This is a genomic window from Desulfosarcina widdelii (assembly GCF_009688965.1).
GTDB lineage: Bacteria > Desulfobacterota > Desulfobacteria > Desulfobacterales > Desulfosarcinaceae > Desulfosarcina > Desulfosarcina widdelii.
Genome location: NZ_AP021875.1, coordinates 102489 through 123919, shown reverse-complemented (window position 1 = coordinate 123919; position 21431 = coordinate 102489). Strand labels below are relative to the sequence as shown.

Annotated in this window: 22 protein-coding genes and 1 pseudogene; 7 read left to right on the top strand and 16 right to left on the bottom strand. The window is 41.5% G+C overall.

All coding sequences use genetic code 11. The features are described from left to right. Positions 1 to 42 precede the first annotated feature (42 nt). The 4 genes from GN111_RS00610 to GN111_RS00595 form a co-directional block, all read right to left on the bottom strand. On the bottom strand, positions 43 to 939 hold the full coding sequence (locus GN111_RS00610) for a hypothetical protein (RefSeq protein WP_155301890.1): 897 nt from the start codon (positions 937 to 939) through the stop codon (positions 43 to 45). Positions 940 to 1214: 275 nt separating this feature from the next. Beyond that, on the bottom strand, positions 1215 to 2018 hold the full coding sequence (locus tag GN111_RS00605; protein WP_155301889.1) for a nuclease-related domain-containing protein: 804 nt from the start codon (positions 2016 to 2018) through the stop codon (positions 1215 to 1217). Continuing rightward, positions 2008 to 2292, bottom strand: coding sequence for an integration host factor subunit alpha (locus GN111_RS00600; protein WP_155301888.1), 285 nt, complete (start codon positions 2290 to 2292; stop codon positions 2008 to 2010). Before GN111_RS00600 ends, GN111_RS00605 begins: the two co-directional genes overlap by 11 nt. A 265-nt stretch (positions 2293 to 2557) precedes the next feature. Beyond that, positions 2558 to 2893, bottom strand: a complete 336-nt coding sequence (locus GN111_RS00595) for a helix-turn-helix domain-containing protein (protein ID WP_155301887.1) — start codon at positions 2891 to 2893, stop codon at positions 2558 to 2560. Between the two features lie 265 nt (positions 2894 to 3158). Here GN111_RS00595 and GN111_RS00590 point away from each other — a divergent pair, with 265 nt between their 5' ends. Beyond that, positions 3159 to 3452 carry a hypothetical protein gene (locus GN111_RS00590; RefSeq protein ID WP_155301886.1) on the top strand — a complete coding sequence of 98 codons (294 nt, stop codon included), beginning with the start codon at positions 3159 to 3161 and terminating at the stop codon, positions 3450 to 3452. Positions 3453 to 3541: 89 nt separating this feature from the next. Here GN111_RS00590 and GN111_RS00585 read toward each other — a convergent pair whose 3' ends face one another. The 7 genes from GN111_RS00585 to GN111_RS00555 all read right to left on the bottom strand — a co-directional run bounded on the left by GN111_RS00585 (position 3542) and on the right by GN111_RS00555 (position 9429). After that, the gene (locus tag GN111_RS00585) at positions 3542 to 4372 is read right to left on the bottom strand and encodes a hypothetical protein (protein ID WP_155301885.1); all 831 of its coding nucleotides are present in this window, start codon (positions 4370 to 4372) and stop codon (positions 3542 to 3544) included. Between the two features lie 31 nt (positions 4373 to 4403). Continuing rightward, a complete protein-coding gene (locus tag GN111_RS00580; RefSeq protein WP_155301884.1) occupies positions 4404 to 4721 on the bottom strand; it encodes a DUF2958 domain-containing protein in 318 nt (105 codons plus the stop codon). 91 nt (positions 4722 to 4812) lie between these two features. Further along, positions 4813 to 5112 (bottom strand): hypothetical protein, encoded by a 300-nt coding sequence (locus GN111_RS00575; protein WP_155301883.1) that lies wholly within the window; start codon positions 5110 to 5112, stop codon positions 4813 to 4815. Between the two features lie 3 nt (positions 5113 to 5115). Further along, on the bottom strand, positions 5116 to 5793 hold the full coding sequence (locus GN111_RS00570; RefSeq protein ID WP_155301882.1) for a tyrosine-type recombinase/integrase: 678 nt from the start codon (positions 5791 to 5793) through the stop codon (positions 5116 to 5118). Positions 5794 to 6218: 425 nt separating this feature from the next. Further along, complete coding sequence (locus GN111_RS00565) at positions 6219 to 6749, bottom strand: hypothetical protein (RefSeq protein ID WP_155301881.1); 531 nt, start codon at positions 6747 to 6749, stop codon at positions 6219 to 6221. Between the two features lie 3 nt (positions 6750 to 6752). Next, the gene (locus GN111_RS00560; protein WP_155301880.1) at positions 6753 to 7781 is read right to left on the bottom strand and encodes a death domain-containing protein; all 1029 of its coding nucleotides are present in this window, start codon (positions 7779 to 7781) and stop codon (positions 6753 to 6755) included. A 58-nt stretch (positions 7782 to 7839) separates the two neighbouring features. Continuing rightward, positions 7840 to 9429, bottom strand: coding sequence for a restriction endonuclease subunit S (locus GN111_RS00555; RefSeq protein ID WP_155301879.1), 1590 nt, complete (start codon positions 9427 to 9429; stop codon positions 7840 to 7842). 130 nt (positions 9430 to 9559) lie between these two features. Between GN111_RS00555 and tnpC the strand changes: the two genes are divergently transcribed. Next, positions 9560 to 10951: an IS66 family transposase gene (gene tnpC / locus GN111_RS00550; protein WP_155301878.1), complete on the top strand. Its 1392-nt coding sequence runs from the start codon at positions 9560 to 9562 to the stop codon at positions 10949 to 10951. 12 nt (positions 10952 to 10963) lie between these two features. Here tnpC and GN111_RS33775 read toward each other — a convergent pair whose 3' ends face one another. The 3 genes from GN111_RS33775 to hsdR are packed head-to-tail and all read right to left on the bottom strand — an operon-like array spanning position 10964 to position 14961. After that, positions 10964 to 11125: a hypothetical protein gene (locus GN111_RS33775; protein WP_155301877.1), complete on the bottom strand. Its 162-nt coding sequence runs from the start codon at positions 11123 to 11125 to the stop codon at positions 10964 to 10966. After that, entirely contained in the window at positions 11125 to 12573 is a 1449-nt protein-coding gene (locus tag GN111_RS00540; protein WP_155301876.1) for a type I restriction-modification system subunit M, read from the bottom strand. Before GN111_RS00540 ends, GN111_RS33775 begins: the two co-directional genes overlap by 1 nt. Before the next feature lie 36 nt (positions 12574 to 12609). Next, positions 12610 to 14961 (bottom strand): EcoAI/FtnUII family type I restriction enzme subunit R, encoded by a 2352-nt coding sequence (hsdR, locus tag GN111_RS00535; RefSeq protein ID WP_155301875.1) that lies wholly within the window; start codon positions 14959 to 14961, stop codon positions 12610 to 12612. A gap of 224 nt (positions 14962 to 15185) precedes the next feature. Between hsdR and GN111_RS00530 the strand changes: the two genes are divergently transcribed. The 5 genes from GN111_RS00530 to GN111_RS00510 all read left to right on the top strand — a co-directional run bounded on the left by GN111_RS00530 (position 15186) and on the right by GN111_RS00510 (position 18802). Next, on the top strand, positions 15186 to 15632 hold the full coding sequence (locus GN111_RS00530; protein ID WP_155301874.1) for a MerR family transcriptional regulator: 447 nt from the start codon (positions 15186 to 15188) through the stop codon (positions 15630 to 15632). Positions 15633 to 15983: 351 nt separating this feature from the next. Next, positions 15984 to 16322, top strand: a complete 339-nt coding sequence (locus GN111_RS00525) for a hypothetical protein (protein ID WP_155301873.1) — start codon at positions 15984 to 15986, stop codon at positions 16320 to 16322. Positions 16323 to 16414: 92 nt separating this feature from the next. After that, positions 16415 to 16813, top strand: coding sequence for a hypothetical protein (locus GN111_RS00520; RefSeq protein WP_155301872.1), 399 nt, complete (start codon positions 16415 to 16417; stop codon positions 16811 to 16813). A 211-nt stretch (positions 16814 to 17024) separates the two neighbouring features. Further along, positions 17025 to 17201: a hypothetical protein gene (locus tag GN111_RS00515; RefSeq protein ID WP_155301871.1), complete on the top strand. Its 177-nt coding sequence runs from the start codon at positions 17025 to 17027 to the stop codon at positions 17199 to 17201. Continuing rightward, entirely contained in the window at positions 17198 to 18802 is a 1605-nt protein-coding gene (locus GN111_RS00510) for a recombinase zinc beta ribbon domain-containing protein (protein WP_155301870.1), read from the top strand. The genes GN111_RS00515 and GN111_RS00510 overlap by 4 nt, the downstream gene beginning before the upstream one ends. A 112-nt stretch (positions 18803 to 18914) precedes the next feature. Here GN111_RS00510 and GN111_RS34315 read toward each other — a convergent pair. Further along, positions 18915 to 19166: pseudogene (locus GN111_RS34315) on the bottom strand (DUF4186 family protein). Positions 19167 to 19407: 241 nt separating this feature from the next. Further along, a complete protein-coding gene (locus GN111_RS00495; RefSeq protein ID WP_155301869.1) occupies positions 19408 to 21300 on the bottom strand; it encodes a tetratricopeptide repeat protein in 1893 nt (630 codons plus the stop codon). Between the last annotated feature and the right edge of the window lie 131 nt (positions 21301 to 21431).

Below are 21431 nucleotides of genomic sequence, written 5' to 3'. Positions count from 1 at the left end.
GTTTATACATACCACAAACATTACTCTATAAACTTTACCTCCTCAATTCCCGGTTAAAAAGCTTACCAAGTTTTCCCGAAAAACAGCTAATATTAATGCCGTTAATCCCAACATCACGCCTGTCGTTTTCATTCGGTCTAGTCTTTCCCCATATATCAAACAAGTTAAAAATACGCCTCCTAACAATGCGATAGATGCGCTCAAGGGAAATACTATCGTTGATGGTAGGCTCATTGCGCTTAATAGCAGAATAACCCCAAGGCTGTTACAAATGCCCGTTATAGCCCCGGCCTTCAACTCACTTCCCAAAAAGGTGACCCGTTTTTTAGTAGTATAGATAAAGAGCAATACCGCCACCGCTCCACTCATATATACAATAAATGTCAGCGCAGCCGTATTTGCATCGTTGAATAAAGCGTACTTGATTTTATTGCCCAGCAGAAACAAACCTTGAGCAAAAAATATCCCTAACAACATCAGGATATGCAGTTTATGACCTCCCTGTATTACCTCACCAGTATTTTTCATGCCACGGGCAAACATCAATAACATTAAAATAAACAGCACTACAATAATCGGGTCCAACCAGAGCACTTTTTCATCAACAATGAACGGCGAAATAAAAATCGGCACCAATAATCCCAGATTCAATACTGTCCAACTCACCGATGCTGGTCCAAGACGGTTGGCCTGCATGATAAAATAAATAGCCAGATCAAATAAAAGTCCCATGGCTATCCCCAGTATCCATAACTTTGGTTCAAGCCATACCGTCGTTTCGGAAAAAGCCTTAACCCCTGCAAAAGCTCCACCGGTTATCGCAAAAACAAGTATGAATACTGATGATCGGCACCGCCAGCGTTCTGCCATCTTGTATCCAAGGCCTGCTCCCGCAAATGAAACCCCCGAAAGAATGGATAGAAGAATAGTTCCCGTCATAACGTTTATTACACCTCAATTTGATATCAATGATACAGGCCCAATTTACACATTAATTCGCTGCGAAACAATTCTATAATCGAATAATATGGCAGGTAAATTAGCTACGGTGGGTGCGTGTGCGTAGCTTATTGTGAGAGGTCAAATTAAAGACTAATTGAGATCATTCATGAATTAACACGATGGCATATAACATCATTCACGTCTGTCAAACCACATAAATTAAGTCTATAAGGTTTGTCAGGTGATCTTCGTCTTTTGACGATTCTCTGGCATCAATTCTTCCTATAGTATTCTTCACGGGTTCTTAGATGTCTGGTAAGGTAATTTGCGATAATCGAGACATCTTTTTCATCCATAACTTCATCTCTGCGGCTGATGAAACCTTTTAGAGCCTTCGGTTCAAGTACCCAAACCTCCGATTTTTGATTCCCTTCAACGAACCAGCCAGGGAATACAACCACAGGCTGGATGGGAACATTTTTCTTCAGAAAATCTCGGACGAACTCTTTTACCCAGCCTGCTTGTGCTTTCGCCTGAATTATGGGATTCCTGTCTGGTTTCATTCCATTGATGGATAATTCTTCTCCATCATAATTAATCTTTTGAGTACCCCGGACATATTTGCTGATGGTCTTTGTTTCTATTGTATAAATACCAGTTTTCCCGATTATAATGTGATCAATATTGAAATCGCCTCCCACCAAGTCATGAAGGACTCTATAGCCTTGCTGTCTGAAGGAATCCAAGTATTCCCCAACCGCTCTCTCACCATCCCGTGCTAACCGCAGCGTTTTCACCTCTTTCCGAAACTTTATAATCTTGTAAACGCAGTATGAAACAACTACGGCTGCTCCGATACTAATCGATACCGGAGATGGTGGCGCTGATGTCACCCATTTGTACCACTCAAAGCAGGCAATGAACACCATACACGCCGCTCCAGCAAAGTAGCTGCCAATCTCAACGGTTTGTATTCTGTGGATTTCTTCGTCTATAGATTGTCCAGCCGTATGAAGCGGTAAAGCCTTTAACGGGGATCGTTTTGTGTTTTTAGTAATTGTAAACTTATTTGCCATTTACCTTGTTCCTCAGCAATCCAGAGCATTTGAACGTCACCACCTGCCTCGGCTTCAGCATCATATCCTCACCAGTAGCTGGATTACGGCCTTTCCGCTCCTGTTTGTCCTTCACACAGAACTTGCCGAACCCGCTGACCAAGACGTCCTCACCTGATGCCAGTGTAGCCTTGATGATCTCAAGGAGGGTTTCGGTAACGTCAGCGGACACATTTCTCGGGATACCGAGTTGGTTCTGGATCTGATCAACGATATCGTGTTTAGTCAGTGCCATATTACAATACCGCTTTTTTAGGATTTATTTAGAAGGAGAAATAAATGAAGAATTTCAAATATTAATAGAATTGTCAATATGTTAGTATATCAGAAACAATTTTTAACATAATAAAGAGTCAACTCTTGGATAGGGCCATCATAGAAGGCTCAGACATTTTGCCACTTATAACTCAAAGTGATGGATAATGGGGGCTGTGGGGACAGCAGTTAGCTGGAAGGGCAATACGGATGGATGCTCCAGCGGTGAGAAACTGATTCATCCATTACAGGATTTCTTGTAAGAAAATTTTTAGTTTCCGGATTTTATCTTCATTGCCGTCCTGAAGGATCCTGTTTAAACTTAACAATACAGCCTCTTGATCCTCAGTCGGCGACTGTTTTGAATCCAAGAATTTAAACATTTCAGGAAGTGTGATTTCAAATACCTGGCAAAGCTTAACCATGGTCTCAAGTGTCGGATTAACAAGGCCTCTTTCAAGCCGTCCGTAGTGTCGATATGAAAATCCCCACTTTTCAAGATCCTCCTGCCTCAAGCCTCTATCAAGTCGCAGTTTTTTGAGTCTGATCCCAAATCGCTTCTTTAATGCATTGAAATCCATATAAAACCTCCACCCTGCTTATATCTGACAAGGGAAGGTCTATACAGACACCTAAAGGTAATAAATTAAATGCCGATACTACGTTTAGGTTGTATGGAAAAAGATTAAAGAGCGATTGAAACATTATGAGCTACATTCAGTTAACCCACTGAAAATGGAGGTTAAAATGGCGTAACCAAAAGCCGTAGGACAAATGATAATATAAGAAACATATCTGTTTATCTTCATCAACATCAACTTATATACCAATTTAAAAGGAGGATTTATGGCACACAAAAAAACAATCAACAAAAAAATTAATTTGGATGAGCTAAAAACAAAATTATTTAGTGATTTACAAATGATGAAAAGCGTAAAGCTAAAGGGTATTGATAGTATCAAGAACGGCATCTTGATTTCTCTAAAAACCGGAAAAACAAAAATAACTACCGGGGACACGGCGGTTGAAATAGTATCAAAAGCAAGATTGATACCACTCTGGACATGGGATTTAATTCTTGACCGAACACGGACCAAGAGGGTCCATCAAAGAATTACCCAGATTGTAGAAACTCTTTAAAAAAATAATAAAAAACCGGGTATTATGGTTAACAATCTAATCAAAATACCCGGTTTTTCTTTAGGTGGTCTACTCATTTGAGTACTTTCTCAGATATCGTCAATCAGACTATTATAATACGCACTGTATATCATTCCTTTTTTATGCCAATCACGAATATGGCCTCCGACCATTTCTATTTCGTTGAGCAATTCGTCTTTATTACACCCACATCCCTCAGCACATAATCGGTTGTCTATGAGGTAAACCCTATTGGCCCCACCGTCCACTGCACCGAATAGCAGGTTGCTTGGGTGTAGGTCGATCTCGGCGATAGCGAACCCATGCTTGTATAAAATCTCTATACCATGGGTAAGTTGCTGGATAACCATGTCAGCCAATCTGCTGTAGGCCGCCTTAGCATCTATTCCAGCTCTTATCCGACCAGTGTTAAGGAAGGACTGCATCAGGATCACATCGTTCAGGTTGTCGAGCAGGCGCTTGAGCGTTTGCCCCTGCACAAGCGGATATATTTCCCAAGTAGCCGGCGTCAACCCATCGTCCGATGGCAGAAGGAGCAATCCATAATCCTGCAAGGGCGGTATTAGCCACGGTATTTTTTTCCGCTGTATTTGCGAATGCAACGCATGCTGCTGTTTCAGCAGCTTCAATACGTCTATCACCTCATTCTTGAGGTCATCGTCGGCACACGAATACCATTTTGCCGGTAACGGTTTAAATGGGTGGCTTCGCCGTAGGTCGAACTCACTACGGCTATAACTGGAACACTGGTAGATGGTCTCTTCACCAATGATAGTTATCTTGGCTGCCTTCAACTCCTTCTTACTATATACGGCGTACACCGTTCCCTCAAAACCGTTACCGAGTTTATCTAAAACAAGATACGACTTTCTATTTCCAAATCGGAAACCTTTATCCATTTATAACATTCCTATCTGTAGTAGAGATTTATTATCGAAAAATGATTTTAGAGACTTCTTTGGCAGGTCGAATTTTCCAATGCGCATCATACTCAATTTCAAAACCATTAATGTTTAACGATTTAAGTTCACTGAATGATATGTAACCCCACTCGGCGCATTGATCATCACCCAGGTTCGCATATCCAAAGAACAAATCGCCACCGTCCCATTCGGCAATGAACCAGTCACATGCACCGATGAAGAAGTGACCGTATATCAGTTTATCTTTTAGCGGGGTTTCTTCATCATCGTACAATTTCGGTATTCCAATTTTCTGCAAGTCTTGTTTCGATGGTTCGTTCCACATGGCTTTCTCCTTTATCGGCACATAAAAAAAACAAAAGCCGCCTGGAATAGTCCAGAGCGGCATTGCAAAGATTACTTCTATCTGATGACGTTTAGTTTAGTCTATCGTAGAGATTATAGCGATCAATTATGAAAAGTAGATTTTCCATTCCACCGATCATTTCAAGTTGTCCATTTTGTAATAATTCCGTAGAAAGCGTAACCAGATCAACGAAACCATCTTTTATATAAAGGTGATCTATTGTTTTTTCGATGATTGCTACGAATGATAGATTCTTTTTATTTTCATCACAGTGGCTAACGAAAAATATAAATTCTAAAACAAGTGGCATACCGATGGTAAAACTTACCGCTGTTGTAATCATTTTCTTTATAACCAATCGCCGATTCATTATTCACCAGATTCCTTTAATTTGATCTTGAATATCTTCCGATGTCACATCGGCATAGATCTGCGTTGTTTGGATTGAAGCATGGCCCAGCTGCTTTTGTACGGCCCTTAGATCCCTTTTTTGACGATACAACTGCACAGCGTATGAATGTCGCAATGCATGTACTGATTTCCCGGACTCATACAGCCCCAAGACCTTCAGATGCTTCTTCACAAGTTGCTGCACTGCCTGAGTTGTCCATGGCCCACGCTGACCAATGAAAAGGTGATCGTCATATGAAACACCTTCTCCACGTTCTTCCTTCCATTTCAGAAAGTGGCTAAGGTGCTTCTTAAGGCTGGCCGGTATTTGAACCGTTCGTGCTTTACCGCCTTTGCCGTCACGAACATAAATCTCGCTTTGACCGTATCCACATCTAATGTCACCGCAGCAAAGGTCTGAAGCCTCAGCCACTCTCAAACCAGTCGATGTTATCAGATCGATTGCCATCCATTCACGTATACCGGTGACATTGGCCTTGGCATGATCCAGATTAGCTTTATCACGAACGGTTTTACGAATCAGCTTGATCTGGTTCTCTGTGAAATACTTGATGCCATCGATATTCTGAGGAGGCTTTTTCCTTCTTTTCCGAACTGGTCTTTTCACTGGCAATTGAACTACCACCGCAGGTTCTCCCATGCAGCCTCCTTTTCATTGTCCCTAAGAACCTGAAAACCGCCACGCACAAATTGCACGTGACGGCTTTCTAATTCAGGTTAAAAATTAATATTACGTTGTTATTTCAGTATTATATCATTTTCAAATTTTTGTGTAAAGAGTTAAATTTGTTATAAACAACTGTTTTTATATGTATTTTGCACAATTTTTGGCTGTTTTTAGCCGATGAAACGATTTTCTATTGAGTTTCGGTGTAGATTTGAAACCACAATTCAGTTATTTACAACCGGAATCACAGCTGAACCCAATATATTTTGAACAGATTATATTGAGTTCAAACTTTTCATATCCGTCAATATGTACCGCCCCACAAAAGCATTAAATGATAATCAATTTTCATTATTGAAATAATGACCCGCTAATGCATAAATTTAAAAAAAATATTTTTATCCTTTTCTTTTTTTCTGAGTCTTAGAAAACATTCTTTTTCTTTGAGCTTCTTTTGATTCATGATGATCAAGTTTACGATGTAAAATATAGCTGGGTACTAAAGTTAGAATCAATGCCCATAATTGTACTAAAGTAAGCATGCCAATAATTGAATAAGACAAACCTCTTAAAATATCTTTGTAATTCATTAAAATGGGAATTGTCTTTAGTAATGGAGCGATAACTCCGGCCATTAAAACATAACTTAATATCAGAGTTGAATACACAATTGGCGGGAAAAACTTTTTAACATTTTTGGAGGTGTTAGTGTCTGGCATATTTTCTTTTTTACCAAAGATATTCAAAAGTCCAGAAGGGTACAATATTGCAAGCCATGCACCCATCACACCAAAGATAATTGCTGACGTATTTCTAAGAGCTTCATATAGTATCCACTGTTCGGAAAAAGGAATATTTTTACCGTAATAAAAAAATCCTATTCCAGATATAATCGTTAATAAAAATTTTATAATATTTGATTTTAACATTTTTTAATTGTTTACAAGATTGAGTATGTTTTGACGGTTCTGACAAATAGCTGCGAGAAGCGAATTAGCATTTATGATTTCAGCATTGTCCTTTTCAATATCAAGATCAAACTTGTTCTTAGCAACTGAATGACTTAACCAAATCGGCGCATCCTCACCTTCAAGATGGAATCCAACATCATCCCATTTTGAATCATGATCTTCATAATACTGGTGAATAATGGTATTAAGCTCTTCTATAGACGGTGTACGATTGAACTCATACCTTATTCGTATTTCATTCTCAAGCGGTTCGGGATCAGCAATACCAATGTTCCTTAACATCCATTCCCAAAATGACAGATTCTCTTGAACGTCAGGATTCAACTTATTTTTTCTGATTATCTTTTTTATGAATTGATGGTTATTTCTTAGATATTCAAGTTTGCTTGGAAGACGGAATAAACGTGAATTAAAGCTTGGTAGATAATTTTGAGCTTGTTCACCTGGATTCTGTGCATAACCAATTATATTCGTTTGATCTTCATCTTCTTCAGCCACAACATAACTAGTAAACTTTGCTATATATTCTTTCATATATTTTTTGAAATTTTGATGACCATTTAATGCATTATGAAAGCATATAGTGGCAAAAATCTTTCTTTCTGGTATAATCCAGAAATATGTTGCATATCCAGGTATATGACCTTCGGCTATTTCACTTAGGTTAACCGTAGCTGCACCTACATGCTCAGTTGCATTTACAGCGGCAATTTGTCCATTAACAGAGGGAACCTCATTCCATGTAGTTAACAGGAAATCATTTGTTGGGTTACCCTTTACCAAATCGAAACAGTATGTATGATAAACTGATTCTCCTTCTTCAACTTTATAAGTACAAGTTTCACCCAAAACACAATCATCTTGTTTTACCCAGTCATGTAATTGGGACATAACATCCAAAACAGATCCGAACTCTGGTTCATCATGGTTATATCTATAGTACCCACATCTTTCTATTTCATAGAAAGTTATTCTCGCTTCCTCAATCATTTTAACTCCTTTAAAATAAGTGTTATTTATTTAATGGAGCGGTTATCGTGAACATACATTAAGCCGCTAATAAGTGACTAACAAAAACGCCGATTAATCGATTTCTACAAGACTCTCCCTCATTCAATTGTCTTTCGAGGTCATCACACAACGACAATAGTTCATCGACTTTATTTATAATCCTTATTTGTTCATTCACAGGAGGAATATAGACAGGGCAATGTTTAAGCTGTGTCATGTTTATTGACGCTAAGTTTGTGGTCTGTTTTGAAGAATTTTCAAAATATTCACGCCCAACTGGAGAATTAATAAACAACAATAGCCATTTCTTTTCAATTTCATCGCAGGAAAGACGGGCTTTAAATATATGGTTTTGATGCAAACAGGTTTCTATTTGACCTTCCCACACCGCAGCCCGACCAACTTTATCCCAGTCGCCACCTTCAGTGATTAGAATATCATCGTTTTCCAGTTTGTATTTATCAAGTTCATCAACAGGTATTTCAATTTCCTTTACCTCATTTAAATCAAGGTGCCATCTTTGAACATTGGCCACTCTCAAATAGGGGTAATAGCCTGTTTTCCTACCAGCTAATTTTCTACCTTTCGTAACTCCTCCACTGATAAGAGCTATGTTACCAAAACGCTCACAACCCCACCCACTTGGTATAGATGTTGGAATATCATCTGGAGTTATGGGTTTAATTGGTTTAGTTTCTCTTAGTTTAGATTCCTTAATTTTTCGTTTTTGTTCTGTTCTTACCTTTTCTAACAGAACCGATGCAGGCTCATCATTGGGATCTTTGGGCACCAGTTTTCCTTGCACCGCTAATTTCAAAATAGCCTGTCGTAGTTTATCGATATTTTCAGGTTTGCTGTACAGCAAGTTGAAATTCGTGTGGATACGGTTCCACTGTTTTTGTATTTTATCTGGGGTCGATGCTGATATCAGCTTGTTAATGGATGCATTGTTGACCTTTATGCAGGTATGATTGGCTTGCTTTTTTCTTGTTTCCAGATCATCGCAAAGAGCCAATAACTCATCTATTTTAGTAACGATACGCTTTTGCTCGTTGGTAGGTGGAAGAGGAACATATCCGAGGTTCATTTTAGCATCGTTTATAGCAGGATATGCCATTCCAGTCATTGCATTTTCTACATATTCAATAAAAGGCTTACTCCTCAAATAATAAAAAATATAACGGTTACATATACCTGAATGAGGATGCAGTACCGAGAATGCCGTACTAACAATAGGTTCAGGATCAAGGTTCTCATCTATAATTGCTATATTTAGAAGATAAGGACGCACCGTAGAATAAAGAACCGTACCATTTTTTGCAATTTTTCTGGCTCGTGAAGGGGCATCATCTGGACTTAAAACATTATTTTTATTTTCTATTATACCTTTCTCTTTATTTATTGATGTTACATCGATATAGGTAAATATTTTATCTGGCTTTTTTTGGCCAAGATCATGACATATGGTCCGTATCCTTACCCATGCCCATGATTTTGGCAATTTATATGGGACTTCAGATATATCAACAGGAGTTAGTGGTTTGTTGTCCTTGATAATTCCTTCACGTACATACTGATTTTTTTCATCTGCAATTTTTTCGAGCATCAAAGATACGTAACCGTTCACGGGGCATTTTCCCGGACGGCTACGCCGCTTAACATATAGAAATTATTGTTAATATAGATATATCTATAAATCATTGAAATAATTGTAAAAAATCTAGATTTTTCATTTTGGCTATGATAAAGTCTCTTTCATGACACTCCAAAGACCTTTCTCTCAGCTTGAATGGTTCCAGACACCGGAGGCGGTCAGGCAGTACATCCTGGCGTTGGAACAGGCCGTCCATGACATGGGGCATCGTGTTGAAGCCCATGAAAAGCGGATCGAAAAACTGGAGCTCCAGTCCAGGAAGAACTCACGCAATTCCAGCAAACCGCCTTCATCTGATCCACCCTTTTCGAAAAAAAAGCGAAAGCAGAAAAAGAGCCCTCGCAAAAAGGGTGGACAGGAAGGGCATGAACCCCATCAACAGCAGATGCTCGACCCCGATTATCGTCATTTGCTGATGCCGAAACGCTGCGGTTGCGGCAACACCGAGTTCGATCCGGACAGGATGCAGCCGGTTTATGTCCATCAGCGTATCGAACTGCCAAGGATCAGAATGCAGGTTCGGCACTTCATCCTCCACCAGTGCGATTGTCCGGGTTGCGGTAAAACGGTCAAGGCCACGCTTCCCGGCAGTGTGGTTGCTGGCTATGGGCCGCGCTTCAGCGCATTGGTAAGCGAACTCAGCGGCAATAAAGGCATGAGCAGAAAGGATGTCCAGCAGTTGATCGCATCATGTTTTGGAATATCGATCGCCACGGGCACCATCCAGAAAATCATCGACCGGGCGTCCGAGGCACTGCTGCCGGTGTATTCCAGGATCGGAAGGATTGCCCGCCGATACTGGTGCAACCATATTGACGAGACATCCTGGTTCAATCAGAACGACCTTCACTGGCTGTGGGCCATGGTCAACGACAGTGTCGCTTTTTACCGGATCGACCGGCATCGTTCCAAGGAGGCTTTCAACAGACTGGTCGACGACTGGGACGGCATCCTGATCAGCGACGGATATGGCCTATACCGTAAATGGGTCAACCGCCAGACCTGCCTTGCACATTTAATCCGCAAGGCCGACGCCCTGACGGAAAGCAAAAAATCTGACCAGCGTCGTTTCGGTGCGGTGGTTGCCGGCTGGCTGCGGCAACTGGTCCATTTTGCCAAAGAGCCTCCGGACCCTGTTCAATGGTCCGAGTTTTATAAGTTCTTTCTACTCACGATGTCGCTGTGGGAGCCGGATAAAACCGATGCCGGCAGACTCGCCCGGCAGATCATCCGGGAAATCGACAACCTGTGGCTGTTTCTCGACCATCAAGGCATCGAGCCGACGAATAACCGTGCTGAAAGAGCATTGCGCTACGGGGTACTATGGCGAAAACGCAGTCTCGGAACCCAAAGTGAGAAAGGGAAACGCTGGGTTGAACGTATCCTGTCATTCAAAGAAACCTGTCGGCTAAAAGGCAAGGCGACGTTCCCAATTCTCGTTGACTGCATCAATTCGTATTTCCGGAATTCAACACCGGATCTATCCTGGATCTGATCTGTATCGCGCCTACCCCGTGAACACGTACAAAGATACAGATTCATCATTTGAATCTTGAGGAACAAGCTTGCCTCTAACAGCCAGCTGAAGAATCATTTCCCTGAGCTTTTGAATGCCATTAGGGGCGTCAGTAAGAAGCTCAAAATTGTCGTAGAAGGTCTTATGCTCCATCAGGCATTGCCTCCTAACGCTTTCATTAGCTCAGCCTTTAGCCTATCTTGTACTTCGGCCACATCTTTTAACAGGCACTTGTAATAAGCAAGCAGGTCATCGGGATCACCAAGATCATCATCAGGATTATAGGGGTTTTTTATATCAAGATTATATCCGCCGGATTCTATCTCCTCAAATGTAGTTTTCCAAGCGAACTCATTTTTATCACGATTATTCCACCATGCCTTCTCTGGATCAAATTCCTCAACTCGCATAGGATTAGTTTTATTGTATGATTTATAACCAGGAGGATATGGATGTTCGTAAAACCATACATCTTTGGTTTTTTCGCCTTTGGTGAAGAATAAAAGATTAGTCTTGATATTAGTATAAGGGTTAAAGACACCATTGGGCAGTCTGACAATTGTGTGAAGATTGCATTCCTTCAGAAGTTTTTCTTTAATACGGGTTTTGACGCCTTCACCAAACAGGGTGCCATCAGGCAGAACCATGCCACAGCGCCCGCCATCCTTTAGAATGTGCATGATGAAAACTAAAAATAGATCAGCTGTTTCTTTTGTTTTCAATCCTGTGGGAAAATTGGATTCGATCCCATCCTCTTCCTGTCCACCAAACGGTGGGTTGGTCAAAACAACATCAACACGATCTTTCGGACCATAGCTTTTCAGTGGCCGGGCCAGCGTATTGTCATGAAGAATATTGGCAGGCACATCCACATCATGAAGGAGCATATTGGTCATGCACAGCGAATGAGGGAGCTGTTTTTTCTCCACACCATAAATGCAATTCTGGAGAAGCTTCTCGTCTTCCGGTGTTTTTACATATTGGTTACGCATATTTAAAGTAGCGCAGGTTAAAAATCCACCAGTGCCACAAGCTGGGTCTAGCACTTTTTCACCCAACTTTGGATCAACCATGTCAGCCATGAATTGAGTCACAGCCCTTGGTGTATAGTATTCACCGGCATTGCCAGCACTTTGAAGGTCTTTCAGGATTTTTTCATAAATATCCCCGAACATATGGCGATCATCGGAGCTGTTGAAATCAATCTCATTGATCTTGTTGATGACCTGACGCATGAGCGTGCCGGACTTCATGTAGTTGTAGCCGTCTTCAAACACCGATCGGACAATGAAAGCCCGCTTATTACCATTGGTGCCTATGTTGAGATTCTTCAGTTTAGGGAAAAGATCATTATTGACGAACTCAAGCAATTCATCGCCGGTAATGCCTTCCGGGTCAGCTGCCCAGTTGCACCATCGCAGCTTTTCGGGGAGAGGTGACTTGTAATTGTCTGATAAAAGCTCGGCCTCTTGCTCTTTGTCATCGAATATTTTCAGAAAGATCATCCACACAAGTTGACCGATACGCTGGGCATCGCCGTCAACGCCAACATCCTTACGCATGATATCTTGGATTGATTTAACAACTGTACTGATTGCCATTAGTTCTCCACTTCAACAGATTCATGATTCACATGGTTATGAGGCAACAATGTAAAGCTGGCTTTCCAACTCCTTCAATGCTTCCAAATATTTTTCTTTGCCACCGAAATTTTTTATAATTTCCATCGGCCTGCCGTATTGATTGATGGGCTGCAACTTCAAAACCTCAATATTCTCAACGTGCTCAATTCCCTCATCAGCGTATTTGTCCAGCAAGCCTTCAAGGACCAACCTGGCCTTTTCTTCATACTTGGCAAAATAATTCCGCTTTTTAACGTTCTCAGCCCGCTCTCTGCGGGTTAACGGCGGCTGGCCATATGCCACATGGCATATGAGATCAAACGGCCCAAAATCCTTACCGACCTCATCAGCCAATGGCTCAAACAAAACGCCCTGCTCTTCAAGCTCTTCGATTACCGCCTTTTTCTTTTCGGCGTCATTCCACCGTTTCAGGAAATCATCCAGCGATGCAAAAGACTGTGTTACAGCCTTACGGGTATAGTCCTTCAGGGATTCCGTAATGAGTTTGCCATCCTTGCCATAGTACTGAACCCGCTCGGCAACGACAAAGACCGGCACATCATCTACATAATATTTCTTTGGCGGTGGGCCATCGCCCGGAGGGATAGTAACATCGGGTGGATCGATATCGATGATGGTGCCGTCATCATCGCCATCATCTATGTCAACATCATCCGGTGGCACAGGAGGTTCATCCGGCCCTGGGACATATACTTGAACTGGATCACCATCAAAATCTTTATCGGCGAAAAGCTCAGTAGCCTTTTTAAAATCCATGATGGTGAAATAGAACTTTCCATAATCTTCCTGAATGCGAGTGCCACGGCCAATGATCTGCTTGAACTCCGTCATGGACTGAATGTTCTGGTCAAGCACAATCAACTTGGTAGTCTGCGTGTCCACCCCAGTGGTCATGAGCTTTGACGTAGTAGAAATAACGGGATAGCGGCTTTCAGGATCGGTAAAGTTGTAGAGCTCGTTTTTTCCTTCGGTACTGTCACCTGTGATACGCATGACGTACCGCTTGTCCCTTCTGAATAAGTCTGGATTTTCATTTACCAGTGCCTGCCGCATACGTTCAGCGTGTTCAATATCCTCACAAAAGACGATGGTCTTATCATATCGATCCGTGGCTTTCAGGAATGCCGTGATTTTCTGAGCCACCATAATAGTGCGTTTGTCCAGCACCAGGTTTTTATCAAAATCCTTCTGGTTGTATACACGGTCCTCAATCTCATTCCCGTATTTATCAACCTTGCCTTGCTCAGGTCGCCATCCAGTCAGATCCTTGTCAAAGTCAATACGGACAACCTTGTAAGGCGCAAGGAAACCATCCTCGATACCCTGTTTCAGTGAATACGTGTAAATGGGTTCCCCGAAATAATGGATATTGGAAACGTGTCTGGTTTCCTTCGGTGTGGCCGTCATGCCGATATGGGTGGCCGATGAAAAATAGGTCAGGATATCCCGCCATGCTGATTCAGCATCGGCACTGCCCCTATGGCATTCATCGATGACGACAAGGTCAAAAAAATCCGGTGAGAACTGTTTGTATATATTTTTCTCTTCCTCTGTGCCGGTGACTGCCTGATAGAGGGATAGGTATACTTCGTAGGATTTATCCACTTGGCGATTGGATATCTTGGTCATGGCCGAACCAAACGGCTTGAAATCGTTGATGCGGGCCTGATCGACAAGAATATTCCTGTCTGCCAGAAACAGAATCCGTTTTTTGATTCGTGCTTTCCACAATCGCCATATGATCTGAAATGCCGTGAAGGTCTTACCCGTGCCGGTGGCCATAACCAATAGAATACGGTCTTCACCTTTGGAAATGGCTTCAATAGTGCGGTTGATTGCATTGAGCTGGTAATACCGGGGCGTGCGGCCGCTGCCGTCATCATGGTATTCCTGTTGAATGACTCGGTCCGCTGAATCATCAATACCTTTGAATTGGCGATACCGCTGCCAAAGGATGGCCGGGGATGGGAATCCGTTTAGCGGCAATTCTGTTTCGATGGATTGAATGCGGTCGTGTTCAAGGAAGGCGTCGCCGTTGGAACTGTACACAAAGGGCACATCCAGCATGGCTCCATAATCAAGAGCTTGCTGCATGCCCCCACCAACCGGGTGTTTGTTGTCCTTGGCCTCAACCACGGCAATGGGAATGTTCGGCTTATAATAAAGGATGTAGTCTGCCCGCTTTGATTTGCCACGGGTGTGGAGCTTCCCCCTGACGATAACCTTACCAGCGGTGAAGGAAACTTCCTCACGGATCTGGGACTGAATATCCCAACCACAGGAAACGATTGATGGCGTGATGAACTTGGAACGTATGTCCTGCTCCGACATTTGTTTTTTGTTCATGCAGCACCACCTTTGCCGTGTGTACAGTCAGCACATTCTATGTTTTACCTGGATTAACGGGGAAATAGGCAGATAAAGAACCACTGCTAACTTATTAAACTATTTAGATTTATTTTACAAACAATTTTGGAGTCAACCGCCAGTTAGCTAAAAATTTAAATTTTGGCTTGACATTTTTAGGTTACAGAATTACCTATTACGTATTAGTGTATTTTCGGTGAAAAATGAAAAACAAATTCTATACGAAGAAAGAGATGTCCGAGCATTCAGGGTTAACCCCCAGGACGGTAGATCTATACACAAATATCGATCTCATATTCCCAGAGGTTGCCAATCCAACTGGTAGAGGGACTACTCGAAAATATTCAAACAAGAATTTGGCTGAGTTAATGGTGGCAAAAAAACTTACTGACAATAGAGTGCCCCTGAAAGAGATTAAAGAGATTTTCGACCTATTAACCGAAAAAAAGCAAAGGAACAGATTAGATCCATATGGGGAATGGGGTTGGAGAGAGTCTAACTTGAGTGCCAGATTGTATATTTACAGGCATGAAGATGAAATTTTAGATGTGTTCATTGAAGGAAGGAGGCCACGCATTGAACCAAAGAAATATGACAGTGTACTTGAAATCAATATTGAACGTATTTTTGAATACTTTGAGGAGGGCTAAAAAAATTTTAATTTTATGATCACCTATTACGTTATTATGGTTTCTTGCAATGAAGGATGAACGATGGGTTGGCAAAGAAAGAACTTGGTCAAGATGTTGAAAAAAATGGGTGTGGACTTTCCAGAGAATATTAGCACCGGGGAATTGAAACGTCTTTATCGACATGCTCCAAACAAAAATTTTGTCGGTCAGGGGAAAGAGAGGTGCAAAAATCAGAAAAGCACTGACATCTTCGATAGAGGAAGGAGAATGCCAGGCAATTACAAAGGATAACAGTTATATATAAGGAATAACCCTACTCTGTAGTGGTTATTACCAACATTATCTAATTACTAAAAATCGGAGGTAAAAATGGAACAAGAAAAGAAAAAAGAGATTGCTAAACGTCTTATGGAGCAAAAGGAGGAACTGCACACAGAATATCGTGAAAAAGGTTTTAGAGCCGGTCAAGGAATTGTAGACTATTTTGACTACGAGACACTGCTTTTTATTAAGAATGTTGTTGTACCCAATGGGGTCGATGGACGATACAATTCCTGTTCTAACAGTGACGATACCTACCGAGACTATCTGAATGAAATAATAGAAGATGACGATTTTCTTCTTGACGAAGAGATCTGGGATGTTTGGTCAGATGGTTGGATAAAGGGATTTCTACAAGCATGGTTAGAAATCAAAGCTGAATTATAGTTGGCTGCGATTGAGCCTAATGTAAGCAAAAATAATGGGTGCTCATTGCCATTGTTGTGTGAGCACCCACTACTAACGGAAAGGACAGAAGAATGGACGTAATAACCAAAGTTGAATTCTTGAAAATGAAAATAGATATCTGTAAAGGATTTCGTGACGTTTATGGTTATGTTGAGACAACCAGAGACGTCGCAGAAGGTGTTCGTGACGATATAAATGAAATAAAAAACCTCGAGAAGGAAGATGGTTGCTTAAAAAATATCGAAACCATGAACCGTGATGAATTAATTCATTTCATTGGCTTAAAACGTTTTGAGATTACAGGATTTAAAAATATGGATGATGATGTTCTTCGTGCAGCTATAAAAGAATATATGGAAGATATAATTAGTGAATATGAGAGTGAATACGAGCGACTTATTAATAGCGGATATGATACTTTTGAATCCATCGAAGATCAAGTAGAGGACATCCTTTACAGCTTAGGATGATACTAACTTTAGAAACTATATAATCTAATCATTGAAATATATGGGATGCCCACGGTCAAAATGTGGGCATCCTCTACCCTCTTACTTTCTGATAAAGGAATATCACAAAATGGAACTTTAAGGCCCGATAATGGGGTGCAACCTAAGAGCATACCGTAATCACAATGAGCATCTCGGTATGTTTGTTTTAGAAGATATATTAGGATGCGCCTTGAAAAAGAAAGAAAGTTATTTTAAAAATAATTCAAACGATATTTTTGAGGATGAACATAAAACTATCGAACATCTATCAAACCGACTTGCTTTGATTTATCTTGTAACTTATAAATCCAAGATCGATCAAGCGATTAGAGAACAAAAAGATATCATAGGAATAAAAACAATATGATTCGTTCAATAATTATCGCAAGATCAAGCGCAGATCGTCATGAAGTAAGCTGCGAATCTCAACTTCATGAAATCAGGCAAGAAGTGTTAAAAAGGGGTGAGCTTATTGTTAAGGAATATTCTTTTTCAAAAATAGCTCATGAAGAATTTTTTGATGATCCAGACTTTTTAGAAATTTTCAACGAAGCAAAATCCAATAATAGAAGATTCGACAAAATCTGGTTACACGACACTTCCAGATTATCCAGAAAAAGATATAATGCTCAATTTTTAAAAGTTCACTTTAAAAAATATGGAGTTGAACTTGCGTATTTAAGATTTCAAAAATCTGGTGAAGAAGCATTTGATAATTTATTCGAGGGTATATTTGAATCCATTGATCAACTTCATTCTGATAACAGTAGAGCAGGATCTATCAGAGGACAGAGGCAAAACATTCGCAATGGATTTAGAGCTGGTGGAAGACCACCATACGGTTTTCAATTAAAAAAGCACTCTTTTGGCGTAAGCGAGGTTAGCAAATCAACCCTCGAACCAAACCCTGATACATTTCCGGTTGCGAAAGAATACCTCGTTAGACGATCATGTCATGAGAGCAGACGTTCTATCTTTAATGATTTTGAAGATAGGTGTATAAAAAGTCCTTCCGGAAAGGATTATTGGACTTCTTCATCTGGCAAATCCATTGAAGAAAACGTCCTCGTATATCAAGGGCACACAGTCTATAATAGGCATAATCGGCGAATTGGTAAAAAAAAATATATAAACCGCAAGAAATGGAAAGATCATAGTGAGTGGGTTATCAAAGAGAATACGCATACCAGATGTATTGATGATGATACTGCTACTAAAATCCAGATGCAATTAGACAAAAATAAAGAGTTAAAGAACAACCCTGGACCAAAGAAATATCTACTAACTGACATTTTGTTTTGTGGGGAATGCGGCACCAGAATGGTTGGTAATTCTGGATACTATTCATGCCAAAATAAACTCCGTAACAGGAAATCTTGCCTTAATGGAAATATAAAATCCGACTACCTCAACAGGCATATTTTAGCATTATTAAAGGAGCAATTGATAACGAAAGAATTTTATGAAGAATTTGTAGCAACAATCAAATCGGAATACGAAAAATATAAACTCCAATCTTTAAAAGACCAGAAAAAGCATATCCAGCGTATAAACGATCTCGACAGCCAAATTTCTAATCTCATGGCGCTATATGCAAGGGGCAAGATTAGCGCCGAACTGATTGAAAGACAAATTGCGCCGCTCCAGGAAAAAAAAGAAATGCTTGCATCCAGAATTGTTGATATCACGCAGATCAATGACGTGTTAGATATCAGAGTTGATGAATATTCCACAGAAGCCATCAAACATCATTTGGAAAATTTTGAGGATATGCTGAATGATGATAACGTGGTGGGTATGCGCAATCTGGTCAGGGACTTCATTTACAAGATCACCTTGGATCCCAAGGATGACCCTAAAGCCAAGCACAAATGGTTAAGGCCCGTACACATTGAAAGCCATGTACGAGCCTTAACGATGATAAGGTTGGCGTCCCCAAGGGGATTCGAACCCCTGTCGCCGGCGTGAAAGGCCGAGCGAGCGCGTATTCCGCCTGATTTTATTACCTTTTTCATCCGTTAAAATCCATTAAAGGGAACAAAAAGCCGTCAAAAAAGCCGTCAAGTCCCCTACCCCAAGTCTATTGAATCTGGCTTCCGATCCACCCTATCATCAACTCCACCACAAACGCAATTTCATCATCCGTGAGCGGCCGTCTTTTTTGAATCCGTTGCCATTTCCACAGACATCCTCGGCATCATGTGGCGGTCGCACGCTGGGCAATGAATACCGGATGGCCTTTCATCGGCGTCTGCTTTCCATCATTTTTGGGGTGCGCCGGTGATAACCTGGCTGTGATGAAATCAATGGCGTGCAATCGGATGGTGTCGATACCCTTGTCTGAATGTAGCGGCGGTCCTTATCCGACAAATTGAAGCGGGATCGGAACTTGGATTTTTTCAGGGCGGTATGGGCTGTGGTGATTTGGTCGGTCATGTTGGTGCTTCAAAAATAGATGGAAACTCAACGTTATGAATTCAGTGCGAATGAGTTAGACGGAACAATCGACAGTCGCGGCTGTTTGAATGTTTTTATATTTATTTAGCTATAACGTACATGCAATTCGAATTCAGTCATGTTAACCCTGCTTTACGCAAAGCTTTAAAATATTCTTCCTTACCAACGATCGTGGCTCTTTTTTCATGTTGGAAAACCGAATATTTGGGATTTGTCCGTAAGACTTCTGCGGCCGCAGCACGGGCCTCTTTATCTTTGCCTGCCATACTATACACTACGGTCATCGTTAAATGTGGTAGGTAAGAATCGGGGGCGACCAGTATTGCTTTTTTGCACCACTTGATCGCTTTTTCATATTGGCCTGTCAGACAATAGGCATGGCCTAACCCAAACAGATAATAGGCTGGTGGGATGGGATTGAGGCGTATTGCCTTTTTGTATTCTGGAATAGCGTCCGCTGACCTTCCAGAAAATCTGATTGTATTTCCGAGGATGGCATGTGCATTGGCTGAATTAGGATTCAATTCAACCGCATACTCCGCTGTAGCAACTGCTTTTTCATGCTTACCATCCATGCTGAGCGAGAACGCAATCGAACTGTAAGCATCGGCATAAGTTGGATCTAATTGTGTAGCTTTTTCCAGCAACTCCAGACATTTTACCATGGACTGCTTGGGTGATTTGCTTGTGCCCAGCCAGACATCCATTCGGTGAGTGAGAGCTAAATCCCTGTATGCCATCGCATAATTGGTATCCAGGGCGATCGCCTCTTCAGCCAGCTTCTTTGCTGAAGCATTATTTTCGATATCGAATTTACCGATTTTATATAAGGCCTGTAGGTGCTTTAGGTAGGCTTCAAGACTATCCGTGCCTTTGGCAGACGCCTGTATTTGTTCTCCATCTGTTAGCTCCACCTGCATGGCCGTAATGATTTTTTTAATGATTTCGTTTTGAACAGCAAATATATCGCTCAAATTCCTGTCATAGTATTGGGCCCACAGGTGGTGGCCGGTGAGCGCATCGATCAATTGGGCGTTAATGCGAACTGTATTACCTGCCTTGGCGACGCTGCCTTCTAAGACATATCGAACGCCCAGTTCCTCGCTCACTTCCTGGATCTTAACCGCTTTGCCCTTGTAACTGAATGTCGAGTTGCTGGCGATCACGAAAAGTTTGGGCACGCGGCTCAATGCCGTAATGATGCCGTCCACCATACCGTCGGTGAAATAATCTTGCTGTTGATCGTCGCTTAGATTGGTAAAAGGCAATACCGCAATCGAAGGCCTGTCTGGAAGTTCAAGTCCCCCTTTCTGGGGTATTTGCCGAAGGAAAGCATACCAGCTTGCGAAGGTGGCAATAAACACAACCAGGACACCGACCAAAGCAAGTGTCCATTTTGGCCTCCTTGTTGTCACTCTCTTTTTTGGAGCGCTTTCTTTTCCCGACGAAATGGTCAGACGATCCAAAAACGCCTCCCAGGCAGCGTCACCCTTCAAATGTCCATTGGAAAGCGTAATCGCATTCAAGTCAACCACTGCCGGATCACTTAAAAATTTGAGACGCCATTTGTTGTTTTCGTCGTGGCTGAATAGGTTCGCCCAGATATCACACTCTATATCCGAGCATTCGTATCTATATTTTCCACCCTTTTCAAAAGGCGGAATCTGATCCCGATCCAGAATCTTAAAACAAGCGGCCGTCTCTAAATCTGGCAGCCGGTGTCGCCAGGCCATGTTAATTTTCGCCCACATGCTTTCCACATTCTTGGAGGCATGTTTGCCTGAGAATCCCTGGTCAAGCCTCTGCAACACATCCTTATGCCTCTGGATGTGAATGTAATCCGATTGCCCTTTCTTTTTCATCTCATGGACGATCAGGGCAATAACCGAGAAATGAAATCGTCTGGATGGCGTATCAAAATGGACGACAAGCGGTTCCTTTCTGCCATGAAATTGAATTTTGATTTTGAAGTCCGATAGGTCAAATTGGATAGATTCAAGCTTTTTCATATCGACCCGTCACATCAATCCGACGTTAATTCTAAAAAACTGAACCGTTATAACCGTTATACGCGGCCCTTACATGTTAAAAACGTATCATCTTTTGCGGTGGGTACAAACATCCTAACACCTTGACATTG